This is a genomic window from Mycobacterium shottsii, assembly GCF_010728525.1.
Lineage (GTDB): Bacteria > Actinomycetota > Actinomycetes > Mycobacteriales > Mycobacteriaceae > Mycobacterium > Mycobacterium marinum.
This window is the reverse complement of sequence record NZ_AP022572.1, coordinates 5,262,578-5,287,499: the sequence shown is the minus strand read 5'-3', so window position 1 is coordinate 5,287,499 and position 24,922 is coordinate 5,262,578. Positions and strand designations below refer to the sequence as shown.

Annotated in this window: 7 protein-coding genes and 1 pseudogene; all 8 read right to left on the bottom strand. The window is 66.3% G+C overall.

Going from position 1 to position 24,922, the window contains the following annotated elements:
- Positions 1–4: 4 nt before the first annotated feature.
- Entirely contained in the window at positions 5–835 is an 831-nt protein-coding gene (locus G6N41_RS24455; RefSeq protein WP_198965919.1) for an ABC transporter permease, read from the bottom strand.
- Positions 832–1,701, bottom strand: a complete 870-nt coding sequence (locus tag G6N41_RS24450; RefSeq protein ID WP_198965918.1) for an ABC transporter permease — start codon at positions 1,699–1,701, stop codon at positions 832–834. Before G6N41_RS24450 ends, G6N41_RS24455 begins: the two co-directional genes overlap by 4 nt.
- A complete protein-coding gene (locus G6N41_RS24445) occupies positions 1,698–2,693 on the bottom strand; it encodes an ATP-binding cassette domain-containing protein (RefSeq protein ID WP_198965917.1) in 996 nt (331 codons plus the stop codon). Before G6N41_RS24445 ends, G6N41_RS24450 begins: the two co-directional genes overlap by 4 nt.
- A gap of 10 nt (positions 2,694–2,703) precedes the next feature.
- Positions 2,704–7,149: a type I polyketide synthase gene (locus tag G6N41_RS24440; protein WP_198965916.1), complete on the bottom strand. Its 4,446-nt coding sequence runs from the start codon at positions 7,147–7,149 to the stop codon at positions 2,704–2,706.
- Positions 7,150–7,154: 5 nt separating this feature from the next.
- Positions 7,155–12,575 (bottom strand): type I polyketide synthase, encoded by a 5,421-nt coding sequence (locus G6N41_RS24435; protein WP_198965915.1) that lies wholly within the window; start codon positions 12,573–12,575, stop codon positions 7,155–7,157.
- A complete protein-coding gene (locus tag G6N41_RS24430; RefSeq protein WP_198968001.1) occupies positions 12,575–19,183 on the bottom strand; it encodes a type I polyketide synthase in 6,609 nt (2,202 codons plus the stop codon). The genes G6N41_RS24435 and G6N41_RS24430 overlap by 1 nt, the downstream gene beginning before the upstream one ends.
- The gene (locus G6N41_RS24425; protein WP_198965914.1) at positions 19,180–23,754 is read right to left on the bottom strand and encodes a type I polyketide synthase; all 4,575 of its coding nucleotides are present in this window, start codon (positions 23,752–23,754) and stop codon (positions 19,180–19,182) included. The genes G6N41_RS24430 and G6N41_RS24425 overlap by 4 nt, the downstream gene beginning before the upstream one ends.
- Positions 23,754–24,893: pseudogene (locus G6N41_RS30200) on the bottom strand (beta-ketoacyl reductase); the annotation flags it as partial. The gene G6N41_RS24425 and the pseudogene G6N41_RS30200, both read right to left, overlap by 1 nt.
- Positions 24,894–24,922: the final 29 nt, after the last annotated feature.

The following is a 24,922-nucleotide window of genomic DNA, read 5'->3' as shown; positions in this document are numbered from 1 at the left end:
TGGATCAATGCGTGCTGGCCCGTCGCCAGCCAACGGCCAGGGGAACCGCGCACGCCGCGCAGATGCCGGCGGTCCACAACAGCACCTCGATCATCGGAAACAGGACCGGGCCACCCATCGACAATCCGCGCATCGCCGAGACCGCATAGCTTACTGGCTGATGGGCCACGACCGGCTGAATCCAGTGTGGGTATTGGTCCAGCGGAATCAGACCCGTGGAGAAGAAGATCGCGATTGCCTGGGTCAACTCGACCCCCTCGACGATGACTGCCTGCGACGAATAGAGCGCCACGGTGGTGACCATGACGGCGAAGGCGATGCCGAGCGTCACCGGAACGCACAGCCACATGAGGCTCGCGATCAGACCTTGGCGAAACTCGAAGCCCATCAGGATCCCCACGCCCAGCATCACGAGAGTGGTGAACAGAATCCGAACCGCGTCTGCCAGGATGCGGGCCATCAGACCCGACATCCGGTGCACTGGCAGCACCCACAGTCGGGAGAGCAGTCCGCTGGTGCGTTCTCGCATCAGGTCGATCGCGACGAACGCCGATCCGGTGATCGCGGCGCCGAGTGCGATCAACGGAACGATGCTGTACATCGCATCATGGTAGGTTACGGCATAGATCAGATTGCCGAGCACGATCTTCAACACCAGCATGAACAGAATCGGAAAGACCAGCGCTTCGATGAGGGTGACGAAGTCACGCGACCAGCGCGTGAGTATCCGCTGGGTCTGCACCAGAGTCTGCGAAATGAGCAGCCGGGCAGAGTGGTTGGTGTGCTGGGACTGTGCGGGCGCAAACGCGATTTCTTGACTTGTCATACCGATCATGGCCGCCGGGACAAAACGATGATGGACACGGGCACCAGGAGCAGGGCGAAGCCGGCTAGCCACGCCAAGGTCGGCGTCATTACCGTCCACGTCACCGGTATGGCCGCCTTGGTGGTATCCCCGGCCAACGCGCGCAGCGCCACCACGAATTGCGTTATCGGTTGGTTGCGAACAAACGGGTGGATCCAATGCGGAAACAGCTTGAGCGGCATGAGACCAACGGACAACAGCCCAAAGATCAAGATGGGCAACGACAGCAACGGCAGCATGGCATCGGGGTTCTTGGTGCCGGTGCCGAGTAGGTCGGCACCGAATGACAGCACCGCCCCGATTGCGATCGCCAAAAGGCAGTAGCCGACGATGTAGAGCGGTCCGCGATTGAAGTGGAAGCCGATCGCGTATCCGCAGATCAGCGCCACCGTCAGACCAACGCAGCATCGGTAGATCGCGGCTGTCACGCGGGCGACTACCGGTGTCAACGGGGCGATCGGCATATACCTGAACCGTCGATTGATGCCCTGCAGAGAATCGGTGGCCGCCCGAAAGGCCGAGGAGATGGCGGCGAACGAAATGGACTGCAGCACGATCAGCGGGGCGATGTATTGCCCCAGGCTGCTGGCGACACCGGAGGCGCCGCCACCCACATAGTGATTCCACGGTATGGCGAACGGTATGTAGAAGCCCACCGTGAAGACCACTGGCGCGCCGACCATGGTGATCAGCTCCGGGTCGCGCGGGCGCGGTTTGGTGAAGCGTCCAACGAGCACCCACCATTGCTGCAGCGTCGACAGACGTGGTTTCGCCGGGCTCGGGCCTGCCCCCTTGAAGGTCGGGACTGGGGTCGGGTCGACCGCCGAGATGCTCACAGCATGGCCCCCGATGCCACGTGACTCAGCGCGTGGGCCTCACTGGGATCGGTTGTCATGGAAAGGAATACGTCATCAAGAGACGGCCGGCGCAGCGCGATGTCGGCCAGCTCGATATTGGCCTCATCGATCCTTCGGGCCGCTTCGATGAGGGTGCGGGTGCCATCGGGAGCCGGCATCGTGATGCGGTCCGATTCCGAGGTCACCATGGCCCTGTTGTGCTCGGGCAACAGCGAGCCGAGGGCGGCGACGGTAGCGCCCAGATCCTTCAGATGCCGCGGCACAATCTCGCAGAAGGTGTCGCCGGCGCGGTGCTTAAGCTCATTGGCGGTACCGTCGGCAATGATCTTGCCGTGATCGATCAGGATGATCCGGTCGCTGAGCGCGTCCGCCTCCTCGAGATACTGCGTGGTAAGCAGGGTGGCGATGCCAAGCTTCTTGAAACTGGTGACCAGGTCCCAAATGGCTTGTCGGCTTCTGGGATCCAGCCCCGTGGTCGGCTCGTCCAAGAACGCCACTTGCGGCTCGACCACCAGTCCGCACGCGATGTCGATGCGTCGACGCATCCCGCCTGAGTAGGTGCGCACCAGCCGCTTGCCGGCATAGGTGAGGCCAAATTGATCGAGGAGTTCCTGCGCCCGCTGGCGAGCACGGGACTTGCGCAGCCCGTAGAGGCGGCCGAACAACACCAGGTTCTGCTCCCCGGTCAGCCCGTCGTCGACGGCCACTTGTTGCCCGGTGACCATGATCGAGCGCCGCACTCCGGCCGGCTGGGCGACCACGTCGTATCCGGCGACGTGGGCCGAGCCGGCATCCGGGCGGGTCAAGGTGGACAAGATGTCCACCATAGTCGTCTTGCCCGCCCCGTTCGGGCCGAGTAGACCGATGACCTCGCCGCGGCCAACCTCGAAACTGATGTCGTTGAGAGCCACGACGTCGCCGAAGGCCTTGCGAACCCCGCGAACCTCTACCGCCAAGTCGTTGTTACGCATCCAATCCTCCTCAGCCGGCATCCAGGCTCGAGAGGTCCACCAGAGCGCCGGCTTCGATTACCCCAACCTTTTCGTCTTCGTCGCGCTCTTCCTGCTCCGCCGCGATGCTCTCCTGGATCAGTTCGCTGAGTGCGGTGGGGAACGACCGCGCCAGCGCCGTTGCTGTTTCCGCGGTGATACGCCGGGTGTCGTACCACCAATCCAGATGTAGCGAGCTGCCGGACCGGTAGGCCCGGATTTCGACGGCGTGGCCGAGCCCAGGGAGCGGCTCTCGCACCGGCATTGCCAAGTCGGAATCGAACTGTACCGGAGCATCCACGGGGGGCAGCTCGGGAATCGTGCCGGCGTACCGGAAGTGGATGTCGGGTGTGCGCTGCGCACCCAGCACCCGTCCGGTCGGGGCATACAGGTACCGCAGCAGCCCGTATCCGATCCCATAGTGCGGAACCGACTTGAGGGTGTCGTGAACGGCGTCGAGCCCCTTGAGCGCTGCCGCGCCTTGCCCGGTGGCACACGTCAGGGCAACCGGGTAGTAGGTGGTAAACCTGCCGACGGTCTTGCGCACGTCGACATCCGGCCGCAGCACCGAGCGGTCCTCGCCGTCGAGCTCGACGGCCACGACGCCGTCACCGACGGTTTGGGCGATCGTTCGGCCGAGCGCGGCCAGCAAGATGGTCTGAATCGACCGCCGGAACCGGCGCCGGGCATCGTCGAGCTCGGATGTCTGCTCGGCGTTGAGCACGCTGGGCAGCTTGGTCAGATCGGTGGCGCTGGGTGGCTGGGCGGCATCGCCATCGGTCAACCACAGGTTGGCCTTGGTCGACTGCTCGATCCAGTACGAACGGGTGTCGAGGGCCGCCGGGTGGGTCGCCAAAGCCGCGCAGCGCACCGACCAATCCCGCCACCCGGTGGTGACCGGGTCCAGCTTGATCTCTTGATCGCCGAGCCGCTGCGCGAACGCGGTGATGATGTCGGCGCCCAGCAGCTGACGCGAGGCGTCGTCGGCAACCATTTCGTGCAATGCCAAACCGAGGTATTGCGCACCACCATTGGGTGCAGTGACATGCACGGCGATCAGCGGCGCGTTCGAATCACCTTGCTCGGCAATCAGCTCGGCCACGATGTTGGAGACCGCGCTGTGCTCATCCGCCTCGCCGGCGGCCGGGTCACCGGGAAGCTGCCGGGTGGCAAGCTCGGTGAAGTCTGCAGGCGCTGCGATGTGCTGCTCCCACACTCCGCCGTTCTCGACCAGGCGCAGGCGCAACGCGTCGTGGTGGTTGGTCACCGCGCTCAGCACCGCTCGAATGTCTTCGGGGCCCACTTGGGGATCCAGTCGCAGGATCAGTGGTACTCGCCAGCGGCCGGTGTCGCGCAACCCACGGTCGAGGAAGTACGCGATGTTGGGCGGAACTGCCGGATTTGCGTCGGCCTCCGGGGGCTTGGCCAACCCGCTGGACGCGAACGAGGCATCGATGGCGGCCGTCAACGACGCAAGGGTGGGATGTTCATACAGATCCTGCGGCGTGATGGTCAGACCTTCGTTGGCGGCGCTCATCGCGATGCTGATCGCCATCAGGGAATCGCCGCCCATGTCGAAGAAGTTGGCGTTTCGATCGACCGAGCCGACACCCAGGCACTGCGACCAGATCCGCTGCAAGACATCTTCGGTCTGCGACTCCCCGGTTTGCGCACCGCCGCGGATGCCCGAGTCGGCGCCCGAGCCGAGCTTTGCGCCAACCGAAGAGCCGTTGCTCGCGGTGGGAATCTGCGCCCAGGCCATGTGCTTGGGCTCGACCCAATGCCGTTGGCGGGCAAACGGATAACCGGGCAGGGAGACGATGCGCGGCGAAGCCGCACGCCGCGGCGTCCAGTCCACGTCAACTCCGGCCGACCAGAGTTCACCCAGCGCGCGCAGGAAAGTTTCGCGGTCATCCAGGTTCTGGATCGGGTGACGCATGAGCCGGACGCTGCGGTGCCCGTCCGACCATTTCGGATGCCGGATCGCCGAACCGGTCAGGCTGCCACCGGGCCCGATTTCAACCAGGATCCGGTTCGGTTGGGACAGCACCACGTCGAGTTCGTCAGCGAACCGGACCGTGGAACTGATCTGACGCGCCCAGGTAGCCGGATCGGTGACCTGCTGCTCGGACAGCCACGTTCCGGTGAGGTTGCTCAACAACGGTGTTTGCGGGGCGCGCAACTGCTGGCGGGACAGAAACTCCTGGAACTCTCCGAGCATCGGTTCCATCGAGCTGGAATGGAAAGCGTGGGTCGCGCGGACCCGGCGCACCGGTATCCCGGCTTCGTTGAGGCGTTGGCTGAATGCCCGGATCTCGTCCTTGGGCCCGGCGACCACGCAGTTGCCGGGATCGTTGACCGCGGACAGCTCCACCCCGTTGCCGAGGTACTGCGCAATGTCATCGGGGCCCACAGCCACCGCGACCATGGCGCCGGGGGGTGACTCGTGCATCAGGCAGGCCCGCAACGAGACCGTCTTGATCGCCGTCTCGAGATCGAAGACCCCGGCCAGGGTGGCGGCGATGTATTCGCCGGTGCTGTACCCGATATATGCGCCGGCGCGCACGCCATAGGTGTCGACCAATTTGGCCAGTGCGTATTCCACCGTGAACAGCGCCGGTTGTGAGCGGTCGATGCGCTCCAAGTCGGTGGCGGTTCCGTTGAAGATCTCGGCATTGAGGTCGACACCCATCTCCGCGCGGAATCCCGCGGCGCAGGCGTCGAAGTGTTCGGCGAAGACCGGTTCGGTCTCGTAGAGCCCCTTGGCCATTCCGACGTGCTGGGCGCCCTGGCCGGGGAAGAGGAAGACGACCCGTTCTGCCGCCGCTGTGGTGGCATCGGCGACGCCGGCTACGGATTCGCCGACGAATATGCTGTCGTTGTCGGCCGCGCGCAGCGCCGTTGCCGCTTCTTCACGGTCGCTGACGACGGCGGCCATCGTGACGTTGTGCTTGCGCCGCCGGGACAGCGTGTAGGCCACATCGGAGAGGTCTGGGCTGTCCGACCGCTCCAACACCTCGGCCAGGGCGGTCCGCGACTCCGTAAGCGCCGCAGCGGTTTGCGCCGACAGCAGCAGCACCTGGGGGCCGGCCGGCTCGTCGTGCGCAGGCACCGTCGGTGCCTCCTCGAGCACGACGTGCGCGTTGGTGCCGCCGACGCCGAACGAACTCACTCCGGCGCGCAGCACCCCATCCCATTCCCAAGGGCCGTACTTGTTCTGCACGACGAATGGGCTCTGCTCGAGCCGCAGTTCCGGGTTCGGGCTGGTGTAGTGCAGCGTCGCGGGGATCGCCCGGTTTTTCAGGCACAGAATCGTCTTGATGAGACCCGCGATCCCGGCGGCAACTTCCAGGTGGCCGATGTTCGACTTGACCGAACCCAGCACGCAAGGACCCGTACGGGTGGTCTCAGATGCCTCGAAAGCCGTTCGGAGTCCTTGGATTTCGATGGGGTCACCGAGCGGGGTGCCGGTGCCGTGGCACTCGACGTAGCTCACCGTCGACGCGTCGATGCCCGACACCGCGTGAGCTTCCGCGATGACATCGGCCTGGGCGGCGGGGTTGGGTGCCGTATAACCCATTTTCGCCGATCCGTCATTGTTGATCGCCGATCCGCGGATGACGGCGTGAATGCGATCCCCGGCGTCGATGGCGGCCTGCAATGGCTTGAGGACCACCATCGCGACGCCGCTGCCGAAGACCGTTCCATCCGATCGCACGTCGAACGGTCGGCAGTGGCCCACGGCCGACACCATCGATCCGGGCGAGGTGAAGTAACCGACGTGGTGGGGGACGCACAGCGAGGATCCGCCGGCCAGTGCGACGTCACACTCGCCGGACAGCAGGCTCAGGCAGGCCAGGTGAACCGCGACCAGCGACGACGAGCACGCGGTTTGGACGGCAATGCTGGGGCCACGCAGGTTGAACGCGTGCGAGATCCGCGTTGCCAGGAAGTCCTTGTCGTTCTGCAGGAACAGGCTGAACTGATCGAAGTTGAGCCCTTCCGCCAAAACCGTGTTCGGGTCCCGGTGCGAGAGCAGATTGTGTAGCAGATAGCCACTGGGAGAGGAGGTTCCGTAGACGCCGATCGAGCCGTCGAACTTGGCGGGGTCGCAGTTCGCGTCTTCGAGTGCATGCCAAGCGCACTGCAGGAACAACCGGTGCTGCGGGTCCAGGACCTGCGCCGCCAGCGGTGGGAGCCCGAAGAAATCGGCGTCAAACTCGTCGATCCCGTCGACCAGGGGAGCGCGACGCACATAGGACGGGTCGGCCAGCGTCTTGTCGCTGACTCCGGCTTCGCGCAGTTCCTCTTCGGACAGCGTGACGATCGATTCCTTGCCCCGCCGCAGATTGCTCCAAAAGGTCGAAACATCCTTGGCGCCAGGGAATTTGCCGGCCATGCCGACGACCGCGATCGCGTTGTCGGGGATGGTGCTCACAGGTTCTATCCTCGCTTCCGCCGCATCGCGGCTCCGTGTCGCGCTGCCGCGCGCTGCTGCGCCCGGTCGCGAACAACGTCGACATGTTCGTGGGTCTGCTCATCGCCGGCCAAGTCGAGCTGGCGGATCACGTCGACCGTCAGGTCATGCAACGACGCGCCTTGCAAAATCAGTGTCACCGGCGGCTCCACACCGAAGTCCGCTCGTGCGGTGTTTCGGATACGCACCGCCATCAGAGAGTCCAGACCCAGCTCCGTCAACGGCATGGTGGCATCGACAGCCGACCGGTCAGCGTAGCCCATCACCGCGGCGATGCGCGTGTGCAACCGCTCGGTCACGACTTGACGTGCCTCGGCCGGGTCCGTTTCCTTGAGCGCCTCGGGACCAGCCCAGTCGCCGCCGTCGCCGGCCGCGTCGAGTTCTTGGACCACCAGGGTGAAGTAACCGAGGTTGCGGATCTCGGGGAAGGCGATCAGCGCTCGGTCCGAACGCAGCCGCGCAACGCCGGTGCGGCTGCGTTCGGCGGCGAGCAAGGCGTCCAGTGCCACCACGCCTTCGGCAGGAGTGATCGGGTCCAGCGGGGTGCCGACCAGCGCTTGGGCCACGCCCACCTCTGACCACGGGCCCCAGTTGATGGTGGCGGCCGGCAAACCGGCGGCCCGGCGCCACGCAACCAAACCGTCCAGCCACGCGCTCGCGCACGCGTACGCGGTCTGGCCGGGGGAGCCCAACAGCGAAGCGGTAGAGGAAAATCCCAGCCACCAGTCGAGTTCGCGAGTCGCGGTTGCGTCGTGCAGTCGCAGCGCGCCGGCGGCCTTGGGGGCCCACACTCGTTCGAGGCTGTCCTTGGTCATCGAGAACAGCAGGCTGTCGTCGATGACCGCCGCTCCGTGCACGATGCCGCGCAACTGGCGCTGCTGGTCCTCGGCCGCGGCAACCAGACTTTCCGCCACGCCTTCGGTGGCCGAATCGCCGCAGACCACGACCACCTCTGCCCGGCTTTCCAGCTCGGCCAGAACTTTGCGCTGCTCATCGGAGGGTTCGCTGCGGCCGTTGAGAACCACGCGGCCAGCGCCGCTGTCCACCAGCCATCGGGCGACAACCAAGCCGAGACCACCGAGACCGCCGGTGACGATATAGGACGCTCCCGGGCGAATGACCGGGTCGCGCTGCGGTTCGGGGTCGAGGATCGCGCGGCACAGCTGGGTGACGTATCGGTGGCCATCTCGCCAAGCGACGACGTCGTCGTAGTTCGGGTCGTCACGCGGCGAACTGAGTTCGCCGGCCAGCCTCGTTACCGAATCCGCACCCGTATCCAGGTCCACGAGGGTGGCGCGCAGGTCGGGGTGCTCGTAGGCCAGCACCCGCACCAGACCCTGCAACGCACCGATCGCGGGGCGGCCCGGCTCGTCGTGAACCACGAGGCCGCCTTCGGTGACCAACCACAGCCGCGGTGCCCGCCCATGCCAGGTGCCGACGATCGCGCGAACGACCGTCGAGATCTGCCAGACGGTATCGCGGGACTGGATCAGGCCGTCATAGCTGATGCGGCCGTCGTCGGCAGCGCCGGAGTTGTTCCCCGCGCCCCCAACTAAAACGACGACACCGACGGGAAGCCGCTCGGGATCGCCTGCGGTTTCGGCGAACGCGGCGAGCATGGCGGCTTCATCGCCGAGGTCTGCGGTGATCACCCGGCGTTCCGGCGAGCTCCACCGCGCGACGAACTCGTCGGCCTTGGACTTGGCGTCGGTGAGCACCAGCCAACTGCCGGGAGCATCGGGTTGGTCTGCGCCGGCGATGGATTTCTCCACCCACTCGGTGTCGAAGATCTTCTGCGCCAACGGCAGCGGCACACTGCGGCGCTCGACGCGACGCAGGTAGATGTCGTTGATCTCGACGGTCACATTTCCCGCGTCGTCGGTCAGGGTGATTCGGCCCAGCTTCCCGGCGCCGCCGTCGTTGAGGTTTGTCAGCTGGGCCCGGCAGCGAGCATGCCGGCCGGGGTTGCTGTACACCCGCAACGTCTCGAACGACACCGGCAGATAACTGGCTTCGGCCGACCCGGCGAACTCGTCGTTGGGGACGGCGGCCGCCAGACTTTGCAGAGCCGCATCCAGCATTGCTGGGTGGATGCGATAGCCCTGGTGCCTGGGCGCCTCGTCAGAAAGGGTGATCTCGGTTTCCACGGATCCGTCTGGCCGTCGGAGAATGCGAGTCAGGGCGGCAAACGCCGGACCATGGTTCTGGCCGGCTTGGCGCAGCAGGGCGTACAGGTCGGCCGGTTTGATGTCGGTCTCGTCCTGACGTGACGTGCGTTCTTCCAGCACCGGGGCCGCGCTCGGCGTGGACGTTTCGGCCTTGGCCACGGCATGCCGGCGCCAGCCGCTGGCGGAGCGGGAATAGATCTCGATGCGCGTCTTGTCGTCGGCCCGTCGAGTCAACTGCGTTGTGACCTGAGTGTGCTCGTCCAGATCGAGCATCTGTTCGATCTCGAGCTGGTTGATCGAGAGGGCATCGACCGGCAGATCGAAAGCCTCGCTGGCCGCCGCCAACGCGATCTCGGCGAAACCCGCCGCCGGCATGATGGCCTGACCGAACACCTTGTGGTCGCCGAGCCAGGGGCAAGCCTTGGTTCCGACGTCGGCCTGCCAGACGTGGTCGTGGCCAGAGGGAACCTCGATGTGCACGCCGAGCAACGGGTGGGCAGCCACCAATTCAGACATCCCGGACCGATCCTCGACCCAGAATTGGGTGTGCTGCCAGGGCGTCACCGGGATGTCGGCGAGTTGACCAGTGACAGCGTCGGCGGGCTTTTTGCCGACCGCCGCCAGGTTTGTGTGGAAGGTGATGGCGTCGTCTCCGTCGCGTTGCAAGGTGGCGGTTATCAGTCGGGTTCGGCTCTCGGCTGCGGCCAACGTGTCGGTGATGGCATGCGTCAGCAGCGGGTGGGGGCTGATCTCGACAAAGGTGTGATGTTGCGCGCCGGCGGTGGTGATGGCCTGGTGGAACCGCACCGGATTGCGCAGGTTGGCCGCCCAGTAGTCGGCGTCGAGCACCGGCTGAGGCTGCTCGCAGGTGGTCGTGATCATCGGGATGGCGGGCGGCTGGGGAGTCAAATCCGCTAGCGCGCTTCGCAAGTCGGGCAGGATTGGATCGATGATGGGGTGATGCGAGGCGACATCGACCTCGATCCGTCGGGCTAGCCGATTCTGGCCGGCCACCGCGGCGATCACGGCGTCCACCGACTCGGGCGGGCCGGCCACCACCGACTGGTGCGGCGAGGCGTGCACGGCCAGCGTCACCTGCGGGTAGTCGGCTATCAGAGCCTCGGCGGCATCGGAGTCGAGTTCCAACAGGGCCATCGCGCCCTGGCCGGCTAGCCGCGCCATCAGTCGCGAGCGGGTGGCGATGACTTTGAACCCGTCCGCCGGTGTCAAAGCCCCGGCTACCACGGCGGCGGACACCTCGCCCATCGAGTGGCCCACCACCGCGTCGGGTGTCACGCCGTAGGAGCGCCACAGTGCGGTCAGTGCCAGTTGGATACCCACCAGCACCGGCTGGATGCGGTCGATGCCGGCCACCTCGCGGCCCTCGGCGAGGGTCTGCTGCAGCGAAAAGCCGGCCTGGGCAACGAAATCGGGCTCCAGCTCGGCGATGGCTGCGGCGAATGACGGCTCGTCGGCCAACAACTGCCTGCCCATGCCAACCCACTGCGAGCCCTGTCCGGAGTACACGAACACGGTGCCCGGCTGGTTTTGGACGTCCTGGCAGCCCAGGACTCCGGGGCCAGTCTGGCCGGCGGCCAGTGCCCGCAGTCCCTCGACCGCGCCGGCTCGATCACGCGCAACCACGGCGCCGAACTTGCCATGGCGGGCCCGATGGTGGTTGAGCGTGTGTGCCACATCGGCCAGCGGCGTCTGGGCTCCCGGTCCGTCCACCCAGTCGGCCAGGGCGGACGCCATCGCGGCCACCCGCTGGGGCGTCTTGCCCGAGACGACCAACGCCGACAACCCGGAACGGGGCTGATCCTTCGGCGCGGGCGCCGGGGGCTGCTCGAGCACCACGTGCGCATTCGTCCCGCTCAGGCCGAACGAGGAAACGGCCGCCCTGCGCAGGCCGGCGGGCCATTGCGCGCCCTGCGTGGGCACGAACAGCCGGGTTGACGATGCGTCGATGGCCGGATTCCATCGGGAAAAGTGCAGATTGGGCGGAATGTATCCGTGCGCCACCGCCAGCGTCGCCTTGATGAAACTGGTAATCCCGGCGGCCGCCTCGAGGTGACCGAGGTTGGTCTTCACCGACCCCAGGGCGCACGAGTCCGCACCCTTGTCTTTGCCAAGGCCATAGGTGGCCGCGAGCGCCTCGAATTCGATGGGATCGCCCAACACCGTTCCAGTGCCGTGGGTCTCGACATAGTTGACGCTGTCGGCGGTCGCATCGGCCAGCTTCAACGCCGTGCCGATCACATCACGCTGCGCTGCCGCGTTCGGCGCGGTCATGCCGTTGGATCGACCGTCTTGGTTGATCGCCGAGCCCCGGACCACTGCGAGCACGCGGTCGCCATCGCGGACGGCGTCGACCAACCGCTTGAGCACCACGACCCCGCAGCCTTCACTGCGGACAAACCCGTCGGCCAAGGCGTCGAAGGTTTTACACCGGCCGGTCGGTGACAGGGCGGACCACTTGGACAGCGCGATGCTGGTGAACGGTGACAGCATGAGCTGAACCCCACCCGCGAGCGCCACGTCACTTTCGCGCAATCGCAGGCTCTGGCAAGCCAAGTGCAGAGCCACCAGAGACGACGAACACGCGGTGTCCACGGCCACGGCTGGGCCGCGCAGTCCCAACAAATAGGAAATCCGCCCCACCGCGGCACTGTGCGGATTGCCGGTGCTGACGTACGCGTCGATCTCGGCGCGACGCTCGAGGTTCACGATCGTGTAGTCCCACGCCGACAACCCCATCACCGCCGCGGTTCGGGTGCCGCTCAGCGAATCCGGTGGCAGGCCGGCATGCTCGAGAGCTTCCCAGGCAACTTCGAGCAGCACCCGCTGCTGGGGGTCCATTGCCACGGCCTCGCGCGGGGTGATGCCGAAGAAGTCGGCGTCGAACCCGGCGACGTCGTCGATGAATCCGCCCCACTTCGTCGTCATCCGCCCCGGTGCCCGCGGATCGGGGTCATAGAACGCGTCCGCGTCCCATCGATCGGCCGGCACCTCGTCGACGGCGTCCCTGCCGTCTACCAGCAGCTGCCAAAAGCTGTCCGGCCCCGAGACATTCCCCGGCAACCGGCAACCGATCCCAACCACTGCCACCGGCTCGGCGATATCCGTCGGGAACGCCGTTCCCGCCCGCACAAGTTCACGCGCGAGGACCTCGCGCGCCTTCGGTGACATCTGTGCCGCGCGTTCGGCAAGACTTGTCATTACTCGCTGCTCCCCGTTGCCGTTTCCAGCTCGCTTGCTGCCACGAGGTCGGACAGCAATTCCATTTCTTCGTCCGACAGTGCCGCCTCCGCGTCGGGCGTCTGCTCGACATCGGCTAGCTGCGCATAGCCCAGGCGTTCGCACAATGCGCCGGCAAGATCGGTGATGGTCGGGTATGCCCAGACCAAAGCCGCCGGCAACGTGGTGCCCAGGCTCGCTTCGAGCCTGTTGCGCAACTCGAGGGCCATCAGCGAGTCCAGACCGAGGGACTCCATCGGCCGGTCGACGTCGATCGGCTCGGTTGAGCGCAGCACCGCCCGGATCTCGCCGGCGATCGCGGCCGCGAGCCGGGCGGGGCGCTCGGCGGCGGCCGCACCCTCCAACGCATCCAATTCCGCACGGATCGCGCCGCCAGCACGGCGTTCCGGCGTGGTCGACTCCTGCAGCTTCGAGAACAGCGACGAACCCGCTGCGGCCGGGAAGGATTGGAACCACTGCCGGGCGTCGAGAATGAACACGCCGGTGCGTGCCCGTTCTGCCGATAGCACCAGCTGCATTGCCGCCAGTCCCTGCTCGACGGTGATCATCGAGACACCGAGGTCGGCGAAGAACTGGGCGCGGCCGACTTCGGCCCACGGGCCCCAGTTGATTCCCACGGCGGGCAGTCCGAGCGAACGGCGATAGGCGACCAGGCCGTCGACGAACGAGTTCGCGGCGGCGTAGGAACCCTGACCGGGCGCCCCGAGCAGGGAAGCCACCGACGAGAAGGTCAGCCACCAATCGAGGTCGAGGTCGGCGGTGGCCTCGTGCAGCCGCCAGCTACCGGCGACTTTCGGAGTGAACACCCGGCGCGCGGCCGATTCCGACATGTTCAAGACAATCTCGTCGTCGAGCACCATCGCGCTGTGCAGGACTCCGGCCAGCCGGAAGCCGTTGTTCTGCACCGTCTGCACCAGCCGTTCGGCGGTGCCGGGCTCGGCGATGTCGCCGGTGACGACCTCGATCCGGGTGCCACCGGAGCTCAGATCCGCGATGGCCGCCCGAACGTCGTCGCTGGGCTCCGAACGTCCGTTCAGCACAATCAAACCCGCGCCCTGCTCGGCCAGCCACCGCGCGACCACGAAACCCAAACCGCCCATGCCGCCCACGATGAGGTAGCCGCCCTCCGGGCTGACCAACGGCTCCGGTGGCGGCGAGGCGATCGCCTCGACAGTGCCGCCATCGGGGATCGAGATGACGATCTTGCCGGTGTGCTTACCGGAGGCCATGAGCCGAAATCCGTCGGCCGCATCGCGCAGACCGAATTCGGTGACCGGAAGCACTTCCAGCGTGCCATCGGCCACATGCTCGAGTATTTCCTGCAGAAGTTCGCGGTACTTGGCCGGCTGCAGCTTCAGATTCAGGTCCAGGTCAACCACCGAGAACGACGCGCTCTTCGCCAGCGCGGCCAATCCCAGGTTGGCGTTGGCGTGGACGTCCTTCTTGCCCAGTTCGATAAACCGGCCGCCAGGGGCCAGTATCTGCACGCCGCGCTGAATCGCCTCGCCGGCCAGCGAGTTGAGAACGATGTCGACACCGTAGCCGTCTGTGAGCTCCAGAATTTCGTCGGCGAAGTCCACGGTGCGCGAGTCGCCGACGTAGTCGACGCCCAGGCTGGACAGCATTTCGCGTTTGGCATCCGAGCCGGCCGTCGTGTAGATGCGCGCGCCGATCATCTTCGCGATCGACACCGCTGCCATTCCGACCCCGCCGGTGGCGGAGTGGATCAGCACGCGTTCGCCGGGGGACAGCCGCCCGACCTCGCACAACGAGTGCCACGCGGTGAGATAGGCGATGCCGAAGGTGGCCGCCTCGTTATCGGGCAACGTGTCGGGGATCGGGACGACGAGATCGGCAATCGTGCCCAGATGCGATCCGAATGTGCCTGGGCCGAAGGCGATCACGCGCTGCCCGATCTCGAGCGAGTCGACGTCGTCGCCGATGGCAGTCACGTAGCCGACACACTCGCCGCCGATCACCGGAGCCGCACCGTCGAGTCCCGGGTAGACGCCCATCGCCTTGAGCACATCGCTGAAGTTGAGCCCGGCGGCGGCGACACGAACCTCCACCTGATCGCCTTGAGGCCGGCATCGTTTCACCTGATGCACGGTCAGCGAGTCCAGCCGTCCGGGTTGATCGGTCCGCAGCTGTACCGCCCCGCCGGCGTCCAGATTTACCACGGTGCGGCGAGATTCGAGTTCGAGATCGCCGGTGCCAACCGTCGGTGCGGCCACCAGTCGGTGGACATAGCGTTGTCCGTCCCGAAGCGAGATTTCGTCGTCGTCCGCGCCGGCGAGCAACTCTTGGGTCAGGGCGGCAAGTGAGCCCTCGCCGTCGCCCTCGATGTCGACGAGGGTGGTCTTGAGTTCCGGGTGCTCGAAGGTGAGCACGCGCGCGATTCCTCGAAGCTGTGTCTGTGCCAGGGTGACCTCGTCGGCCGGACTAAGTTGTTGTGCGCCCCGGGTGACGATCCACAGTCGTGGGCTGTTCCGGGCCCCCATCCGCGTCACGGTCTGTGCCACGTCGGCGATCATCAGCGTGCGCTGCTGGGTCAGGTTCAGTTGAGCGTCCTGCGGCAGGGCCTCATCGACGGCCCGTGGCGGACAAACCACGACGATGTCTTGCCACCGGACATCGGTTCGGGTGATGGCCGCGCGCAGCTTGGCTGCGTCGGCCGGCGACACGACGTCCAGCTCGGCGGCGCTGCCGGTCAGCGACGTCTGCAGGGCCGGCAACAGCCGGTCGTCGGCGCCGAGGTCACCGATCAACAACACGGCACCGGGTGTGGCGGCGGTTTGGTCGAGGGGTTTTGGCTCCCATTCCAGAGTGAACAGGCGGCTGGTGAGTTCGGTCGGGCTGGCGCTGGACCCCAGCACCGCCATCTCCACCTCGTCGATGACCAGCAGCGGCTGGCCATCGGGATCAACCAGGGTCACTCGGCCCACGAGGCGATCCGGGCGATCGGTGGCGGCGAGCGAGCCGATCGCGCGGACTCCCTCGGCGATGTCGCCGTACACGTGGATACCCGCGAAACGTATTGGCAGCACCAGGGTGTGGCCAGAATCCTGCTGTTCGGCGAGTTCGAGGGCCATCCGGGTGGCCCCGAGGGTCTGCACCGCGATATCCATCATCACCGGGTGTAGCGCGAAGCCGCGGTAACCGATCCTGGCCGAAGAGGGGAGCCGCACTTCCGCACGGGCCGCACCCGACTCGGTGACGGCGAGGCCGACGATTCCGCGAAACGCGGGTCCGTGCTGTTGCCCGGCACCGCGGAGCCGCTGATAGAGCTGCTCCGGGTCGAGTTCGTCGGTTGGGGCGCCCGCTTCCTCGACCGCCGGTCGCGGTGCGTCGCTATCGGAGGCGTCGTGGCGCGCGAGTGTCGCGGAGGCGTGCTTGACCCACCCCGAAGCGCCGCTTTGGGTGCTGATTTCGATCCGGCAGGTGTGCTCGTCCCCGGTGAGGGTGGTGACAAGTTCGGTGCCGTCGGTGACGTGGAGCAGTTGATGGAGGCTCAGTTCACGAATCACCCAGGGCTGATGCGCGTTTGAGGCCACCGAACCGTCCGGGCCGGCTGGGTCTGCCGAACCCTGGTCGCCTTCAGCGTCTTTGAAGGTGTCCATCGCTGCTGCCAGCGCGACCTCGGCGTAGGCCGACCCCGGCAGCACGCAAAGGTCGTCGATGACGTGATCTCCGAGCCACAGCAGATCCGGACCCAGCTGGGATTCCCATACCCGGGTGCCATTGGTGGGATCGGTGACACCGATGCCGAGCAGTGGGTGGGATCCGGTCGCATAGCGAGACGCGGTCGTGCTGGAAATCCAGTGCTGGCCGTGTTGCCAGGGGGTGGTGGGGAGCACCGGGTGCGGTTCGGCAGGGTGCGGCGTCTGGGGTCCGCGGGTGGTGTGGGTCGCGTTGAAGTTGGTGTGGAACGTCAGGGTGTCATGCGCATCGCGCTGCAGGGTGCCGATGCTCAGATAACTCGCACCGGAATCGGTTTCGCCTTGGGAGCTGTCCTGGCTTGCGGCCAGGGTCTCGCTGATGGCGTGTGTCAACAGCGGGTGTGCGCTGATCTCGATGAAGGTGTGGTGGGCGGTGTCGGCGCCGTTGAAGGCATGGGTGATGGCCTGCTGGAAGCGCACCGGGTTGCGCATGTTGGTGGCCCAGTGCTCGGCGTCGAAGGCCGGGCGACTTTCCAGATCCTCATAGGTGGTTGAGATGATCGGAATGGAGGGCGGCCGTGGGGTGAGGTCGGCCAACTCGGACCGCATCAGGGGCTGCAGGGCATCCATCGCCGGGTTGTGCGGGGCCACTTCGATATTGACCCGGCCGGCGAAGCGGTTCTGCGCGCGTACCTGCTCGATGAGTTCGTCGATCATCTGGGGCGGGCCCGCGATGACGGTTTGGCGTGGCGAGGCGTAGATGGCCAACGTGACCTCGGGGTAGCCAGCGATCAGTGCCGCGGTAGCCGTGGCGTCCAGTTCGAGCATCGCCATGGTGCCCTGGCCCGACAGCGGTGCCATCAGCCGGGCCCGGGTCGCGGTCACCCGCAGGCCCTCGGCCGGTGTCAAGGCACCGGCCACCACCGCGGCTGCCACTTCACCCATGGAATGGCCGATCACCAGATCGGGTGTAACCCCGTAGTGGCGCCACAGCGCGGTGAGCGCCAACTGCATCCCGATCAGACCCAGCTGGATCTGTTGGATGCCTTCCAGTTCTTTTCCGTCGGCGATCACGTCGTGGAGCGAAAACCCGGCCTCGGCCAGGAACACCGGTTCCAGTTCGGCGATCGCCGCGGCGAATGCGGGTTCGTCGGCGAGAAGTTGACGGCCCATTCCGGCCCACTGCGACCCGCGACCCGAGTACACGAACACGGTGCCGGGCCCGAGCGGTTTCTCGGGGCAGCCGACTACGCCGGTGGCCGGCTCGCCGGCGGCCAGCGCACGCAACCCCGTGATGGCTTGCTCGCGGTCGACGGCGGCCACCGTGGCAAATTTGGGTTGGCGGGCGCGGTGATGGTTGAGCGTGTGGGCCACATCGCTCAGTGGCACCTCGCTACCGGGGCCTTCCATCCAATCGGCCAGCGCAGCGGCCGTTGCGGCCACCCGCTGCGCCGTCTTACCCGACACCACCAGCGTCGACACCGCCGGAGCAGCGTCTCGCGGCACCGGCGCCGGATCCGGGGCCTGCTCGATCACCACGTGCGCATTGGTCCCGCTGACACCGAACGACGACACGCCGGCCCGGCGCGGTTGATCGGTCGCCGGCCATTCCATTTCCTCGGTGGCAATGGTCAGCCGAGACACGCCTTCACTGGCGTGGGGAGTGAGCTGGCGGAAGTTCAAGTTGCGTGGAATACGGCCGTGTCCGACGGCCAGCACCGACTTCATGAATCCGGCGATCCCGGCCGCGGCCTCCAGGTGGCCGAGGTTGGTCTTGACCGCGCCGAGCACCAGCGGCTCGCGGCCCTCCCGATCGGCGAAAACCTTACTCAGCGAGTCGAGTTCGATCGGGTCGCCGAGGGGAGTGCCGGTTCCGTGCGCCTCGATGTAGTCGATGTCGGCCGGCGTCAACTTGGCCGAATCGAGCGCCTGCGCCAGCAGCGCTTGCTGGGCCGGGCCATTGGGAACCGTCACGCCACTGCTGGCGCCGTCCTGGTTGACCGCCGAACCGCGCACCACGGCGAGGATCCGATTGCCGTCGCGCTGCGCGTCGGACAACCGCTTGAGCACCACCACGCCAGCGCCTTCGCTGCGCACGTACCCGTCGGCGTCCGCGTCGAAGGTCTTGCATTGCCCCTCCGGCGACAGCATGCCCCACCGGGAGCAGGCGATGCTGGTTCCGGGGCTGAGCAGCAGGTTGGTCCCGCCGACCAAGGCCATGTCGGTTTCGCGCCAGCGCAGGCTTTGGAAGGCCAGGTGGACGGCCACCAACGACGACGAGCACGCCGTGTCCAGGACCACGGCGGGACCCCGGGCCCCGAGCAGATAGGCGGTTCGTCCGGCAGCGAAGTTCGCCGAGTTCCCGGTGAGCAGGTAGGCGTCCAGTTCTTCGGCTCGCACGGCGCCCGACATCATCAGCATGTAGTCATAGGCCGTTACGCCGACGAAAACCCCGGTCTGGGTGCCGCGAATGGTCTGCGGCGGGATTCCCGCGTTTTCCAGGGCTTCCCAGGCAACTTCGAGGAACAACCGTTGTTGCGGGTCCATCGCCGCCGCCTCGCGCGGCGGGATGGAGAAGAATTCCGCATCGAATTCACTAGGCTCCCATGTCGAGAGGAAGCCGCCTTCGCGATTACAGATCGTTCCCGCAAGGGTGTGGTCGTCGGTGTAGAGGGCGTCGGCGTCCCACCGCTGGGAGGGAACCCGGACGATGCCGCTGCGGCCTTCGTGCAGCAAGTCCCAAAACTGTTCCGGGTTGTCGACTCCACCAGGGAATCGGCACCCCATGCCAACCACTGCGATTGGCTCGGTGCCCGCCTTTTCGGCGATTTCCAGGCGCGCGCTGAGGTCATCGATCTTGCGCAGCGCATCGGTTATGACCGCTCTGCGGTCCGGTGTCGCAGTCATCAGGTTCCTCGCAGCCTCTGCGAAAGCTGTTCCAATAGTTCGGCTTCGGTCAGTTCGTCGTAAACATCGGCTGTCGACTCATCGTCGGTCTCCAGCTCGGGCAGGATAGTCGCCAGATAGTCGGTAAGGCTGTAAACGGTCGGGTAGTCGAAAACCACCGACGGCGGCAGGAACTCGCCGAGGCTGTCCGACAGCGCCCGCTGCAGCGTCACGCTCATCAATGAGTCCATCCCGAGCTGGAAGAAGCCCGTGGAGGGATCCAGCGATTCGCCCGCATGTAAACCCATCACGTTGGCGGCAAGCATTGCCACCTGGTCGTGCAGCATGTCGTGGCGACGCTCCGGTGCACAGTTGCGCAGGGCGACACGGAATTCGCTTTCCAGCACCGTCGTCTCGTCCGAGACCGGCAGCACATCATCGACGATGCGCAGCGACCCGCGGGTTCGGTAGGCGGCGGCCAGCAGCGGCCAATCCGCCGCCACGACTACCGAATGCACTCCGGCGGCTTGGCTCATCACCAGCGGCAATGCGCCGATGGCGACGTCGTCCTGCATGGGCACCAGCCCGGAGCCGAGGCTGACCTGGCTGGCATCGTGTTCGGCGTCGGCGAGGGACTTCCACAGGCCCCAGTTGACCGTGGTGGCCGGCAACCCCATCACCCGGCGCGCGTAAGCCAGTGCGTCGAGGTAGCCGCTGGTGGCGGTGTAGTGGGCTAGCCAGCGTGAGCCGATCAGGCCGGAGATGGAGGAGAACAAGACGAAGTGACGGACCGGGACCTTCAGCGACAACCGGTGCAGTAGGGCAGCGGCGTCGAGTTTGGGCGCAAACATGGCCGTCACGTCGTCGTTTGTCATCTCGGTGAGCAGCACGGGCTGGCCCGCGAAGGCGGCCAGATAGATGCCTTCCAGCGGTGGCAAGTCGGCACCGAACCGGTCGAACAACGCGGTCATCGCGGCTTCATCGGTGGCATCAGCGGCCGCGATGACGAGGTTAACCCCTTCTGCGCCAAGGTTTTCAGCCAACTTCTGCAGCCGCTGACCGGGATTGCGCGATACGGCGACGATGGTCTTGGCGCCCATCTCGGCGAGCTGGTTGATCAGGTGCGGCCCGATGTTACCGGTGGCGCCGATCACCAATTGGCTAGCGCCGGCATCCAGCGCGACCGGTTGCGCGGCGAGGGAGTGTCTGCGCAACCGGGGAACGTGGCGCACCCCCGACCGGTAGACCACCTGGTCCTCCGAGTCGGTGGCGTCGGCTTCGTCCAACACCTGGCGCGCGACCACCTGGGCCGGCACCGAGTTGTCGAAATCAATGATTGCGCCCCAGATTTCGGGGTGCTCGAGGGTTATGGTGCGGCCCAGACCCCACAACACGCCATGGCTGGGGTTCGCGGGATCGCCTTCGGCGATCGGCTGGGAGTTACGGGTGGCGATGAGCAACTTGGCCGGTGAGCCGTTGGCGATCATCGCCGTGGCGAGGCGGCGCACCTGGTGGAACAGCTGGTAGGCCTCTCCGACATCGAGCGGGTCGGCGGGGACCGGCGGCGCGTAGAGCACGTAGTCGACATCGCTGAGCGCCCGGGCCAACGCGGCCGGCTCGCTATCGCTGTCCAGCACGTCCGCGCCACGACCCAGTTCGGCGGCCAGGTCGGCATTGCCCAGCACCAGCCACCGGCCGTTGACCGCGGTCTGCGCACTCGGCGTGTCCGGCAAGGACTGCGCCGCCCACACAACCTTGTGGGACCACTCGTCGAGGAGGCTGCCGCTCTCCGGTGACCAGCGGGTATCCAACGCAGCCCCGGTACCGTCTCGAGACTCCGACCGCGACAGCGCGGGTGAACTCGAGGCCGCGTTGTCGATCCAGTGGTGGGTGTGGTGCCAAGGTGTTGTGGGGATTTGGGGGTGTGGTTCGGGGGGGTGGGGGGTTTGGGGTGGGGCGGTGCGCACGGTGTTGAGGTTGGTGCGAAAGACGATGGTGTCGTCGCTGTCGCGTTGCAGGGTCCCCAGGCTGGTGTATTTGCTTCCGGGCTGCACGGTGTGCAGGGTTTCCAGGATCGCTTGGGTCAACAGCGGGTGTGCGCTGATTTCGATGAAGTTGTGCTTGTCGGTTGCCGCTGCGGTGATGGCTTGTTGGAAGTGCACTGGGTTGCGCATGTTGATGGCCCAGTGCTCGGCGTCGAAGGTCGGGCCGGATTCGCGGGCGGCGCCCAGGTCCGCGTAGGTGGTGGAGATGATCGGGATTGTTGGGGTCCGCGGCGCCAGATCCGCTAGTTCCGAACGCATCTGGGGTTGCAGCGCATCCATGGCCGGGTTGTGTGGGGCCACTTCGATGTTGACTCGGGTGGCGAAACGGTCTCGGGCGCGTACGACGGTGATCAACTCGTCGATCTGGTCGGTGGGCCCGGAGATCACGGTCTGGCGCGGCGAGTTGTAGATGCCCAGCGTGACCTGTGGGTAGTCGGCGATCAGCGCCTCGGTCTGGGGCACATCGAGCTCCAGGAGGGCCATGGTGCCTTGTCCGGACAGTGGGGCCATCAGCCGCGAGCGCACGGCGGTCACCCGCAATCCTTCGGCGGGGGTCAGTGCTCCGGCGACCACGGCGGCGGCGACCTCGCCCATGGAGTGGCCGATGACCAGGTCGGGCTGGATTCCGTAGGAGCGCCACAGCTCGGTGAGGGTGAGCTGCATGCCGATCAGGCCTAGCTGGATCTGTTCGATCCCGACTAGTTCTGTTCCGTTGTCCAGGACGTCGTGCAGGGAGAACCCGGCTTCGGCCACGAATACCGGTTCCAGTTCGGCGACGGCTGCGGCGAAGGCGGGTTCATCGGCCAGCAGTTGGCGGCCCATTTCGGCCCACTGCGATCCGCGGCCGGAGTAGACGAACACGGTGCCCGGCTCGGGCGGGGCGTCGGCTGGATTGACCACGCCGGGGGCGTGTTGGTTGGCGGCCAGCGCGCGTAGTCCGGCCACCGCTTGGGCGCGTTCCCGGGCGACCACGGTGCCGAACCTGGCCTGCTGGGAACGGTGATGGTTGAGCGTGTGGGCCACATCGGCCAGCGCCACCTCGGCGCCCGGGCCCTCCATCCAATCGGCCAGCATCCCGGCCGTAGCAGCCACCCGCGCCGGCGTCTTACCCGCCACCACCAGCGTCGTGACCTCATCGTCGGTGCCGCGCCGGTTGGCTGGCGACAGTTCCGGACCCTGCTCGACGATTGCATGCGCATTCGTCCCGCCCAGGCCGAAGGAGGAAACCGCCGCCCGTCGTGGACCCGAATCTGACGGCCAAGCAATGTTGTCGAGCGGAACGAAAAGCCGCGTCGATGCCGCGTCGATGGCCGGATTCCATTGTGAGAAGTGCAGGTTCGGGGGGATTTGGCCGTGTTGCACGGCCAGTACCGCCTTGATGAACCCGGCCACGCCGGATGCGGCCTCGAGGTGACCGATGTTGGTCTTGACGGCTCCCAGCGCGCACGAGTCGCCATCCTGGCCTTTGATGAGGCCATAGGTGGCCGCCAGCGCCTCGAACTCGATCGGGTCCCCGAGTTGGGTTCCGGTGCCGTGGGTCTCCACGTAGTGCACACTCTCCGGCGCGACATCGGCCGAGCGCAACGCGTCGGCGATCACATCGCACTGGGCGGCCGTGTTCGGTGCCGTGATGCCGTTGGAGCGCCCGTCCTGGTTGACCGCGGAACCGCGCACCACCGCCAGTATCTGATCCTGGTCACGTAGCGCGTCGGTAAGACGCTTGAGCACCACAACCCCGGCACCTTCACCACGGACGAACCCGTCGGCGGCCGCATCGAAGGTGGCGCACCGGCCTTCCGGTGAGAGCAGACCCCACGCCGAGATGGCGATCTGGGTCTCCGGGCGCAGGGTCGCGCTGACCCCGCCCGCCAGTGCCAGATCGGTTTCGCGCAGGCGCAGGCTTTGGCACGCCAGGTGGATCGCCGACAAGGACGACGAGCAGGCCGTGTCGATTGCCGCGGCCGGGCCACGCAGCCCCAGCAGGTAGGAGATCCGCCCGGCGGTGATGCTGTGCGAGTTGCCGGTTCCGGTGTAGGCGTCCACGTTTTCGCGGCTGGACGCCAACATGGATTGGTACTCGTTGAAGTAGACGCCCATCATGACCGCGGTTCGCGTGCCGGCGAGGGATTCCGTTGGAATGCCGGCATGTTCGAGGGCTTCCCAGGTGACCTCGAGCAGCATCCGCTGTTGCGGGTCCATCGACGCCGCTTCGCGCGGGGTGATGCCGAAGAATTCGGCGTCGAATCCGGCGATGTCTGCTACGAAGGCGCCCCACTTGGTGGTCATGTGCCCGGGCGTCAACGGGTCGGGGTGGTAATAGTCGTCCGCGTCCCAGCGCTCCGCGGGAATCCCCGAGATGGCGTTGCCGCCTTCGACCAACAGGTCCCAGAAGCTGTCGGGGCCCGTTACGTTCCCCGGAAAACGGCAGCCGATACCCACGACCGCCACGGGCTCTGCCGTGGTGGTGCGTGAGGCCCGGGAGAACTCCTCGGACAGGGCAGCACGCTGCTGAGCCGTCATACTCGAGATGCGGCTGTACACAGATCGCATTACCCAGGGCCCTCCGGGAGCAGTGAAGACGACTCGATGCGGTCGAACAGGCTGTCCAATGTGCTTCCCGCTGAAGCGGACAATTCGGCCATCTGGTCGTTACTTAAATTATCTTGTGGCGCAACACGGTTAGCGAGATAGCTGGCAAGTGATGCGACAGTCGGGTGATTGAACAGCATGGTTGCCGACAACTCGATACCCACGAACATCTCGGCCTCGCGCCGAATCGCCATCGCCATCAGGGAATTGAGCCCCAGTTCGGCAAGCGGCCGGTCGGTTTCCAGATCTGACTCCGAAACCCGCAGCTCGCGGGCGACTATCTTGCGTAGCCCCGCTTCAAACTCGGTGCGCACTTCCTGCGCCGACAGGTGCGACCAATCTCGCGCCGGAATCGTCGAAGCCTCCGCGAAATCGCGCAGCAGGTCGTCAACGATGTGCAGGGACCCCCGGGTTCGGTAGGCGGCGGCCAGCAGCGGCCAATCCGCTTCGACCACAACGGAATGCACTCCGGCGGCTTGGTTCATCAGCAGCGGCAGTGTGCCGATGGCGACGTCGTCCTGCATCGGCAGTAGTCCGGATCCCACGCTGACCTGGCTGGCGTCGTGCTCGGCGTCGGCGAGGGACTTCCACAGGCCCCAGTTGACCGTGGTGGCCGGCAACCCCAGGGCGTGGCGTGCGTAGGCCAGTGCGTCGAGGTAGCCGCTGGTGGCGGTGTAGTGGGCGAGCCAGCGTGAGCCGATCAGGCCGGAGATGGAGGAGAACAAGACGAAGTGGCGCGCCGGGACCTTCAGCGACAACCGGTGCAGCAGGGCCGCGGCGTCGAGCTTGGGTGCAAACATGGCGCGCACGTCGTCATCGGTCATTTCGTTGAGCAGGACCGGTCCGCCGGCAAAGGCCGCTAGGTAGATCCCCTCGAGGCGCGGCAAGTCGGCACCGAACCGGTCGAACAGCGCTGTCATCGCTGCTTCGTCGGTGGCATCAGCAGCTTCGATGACGAGGTTGGTCCCTTCTGCGGCAAGACTTTCAGCCAGTTCTTGGAGTCGCTGTCCGGGATTGCGCGACACCGCGACAACGGTCTTGGCGCCCATCTGCGCCAGCTGACGGATCAAGTACGGGCCGATGTTACCAGTCGCGCCGATGACGAGTTGACTGCTGTTGGGGTCCAGCG

Coding starts and splice junctions, on each gene's coding strand:
- G6N41_RS24455 (WP_198965919.1), bottom strand. CDS start 835: ATGATCGGTATGACAAGTCAAGAAATCGCGTTTGCGCCCGCACAGTCC.
- G6N41_RS24445 (WP_198965917.1), bottom strand. CDS start 2,693: ATGCGTAACAACGACTTGGCGGTAGAGGTTCGCGGGGTTCGCAAGGCC.
- G6N41_RS24435 (WP_198965915.1), bottom strand. CDS start 12,575: ATGACAAGTCTTGCCGAACGCGCGGCACAGATGTCACCGAAGGCGCGC.
- G6N41_RS24425 (WP_198965914.1), bottom strand. CDS start 23,754: ATGCGATCTGTGTACAGCCGCATCTCGAGTATGACGGCTCAGCAGCGT.